Genomic DNA, 381 nt, shown 5'->3' with positions numbered 1-381 from the left:
CTACAAGAAGAAGCAGAAGATCTACGCCAGCTAAAGCAGCAGTTGTTGCTGATGCTCCTGTAGAAGAAAAAGTAGAAGAAGCTAAAGCTGACACTACTGAAGAAAAAACTGAAGAATAATTAGTTTACACTTCAAAATATTTTAAAGGAGCTTGTGGTTTACCATAAGCTCCTTTTATTTAAAACTAAAACCATGAAAAAAATAATATTTGCAACAGCAATCCTATGCTGTACTCTATTTTTCAGTCAATCATTGAATACTGACTGGATGCTCACTACCCCATTTTTAAAAGGGGAGAGAGTGATGAAGATGGAAATTTTACCAGATGGAAGTTACTTGGTACAAAAGCGTAATGAAGATGATGATTTATTGATTACTGAG

At 34.4% G+C, this 381-nt stretch carries 1 protein-coding gene; it reads left to right on the top strand.

The genetic code is table 11. The features are described 5' to 3' along the window. Positions 1-192: 192 nt before the first annotated feature. On the top strand, positions 193-381 hold a 189-nt coding region (locus SB679_RS23265; protein WP_410704656.1), incomplete at its 3' end, for a hypothetical protein.

Origin of the sequence: Chryseobacterium sp. SIMBA_029 (assembly GCF_046535275.1) — a bacterium.
Classification (GTDB): Bacteria; Bacteroidota; Bacteroidia; order Flavobacteriales; family Weeksellaceae; genus Chryseobacterium.
This window is presented reverse-complemented; position numbering and strand designations above follow the sequence as displayed.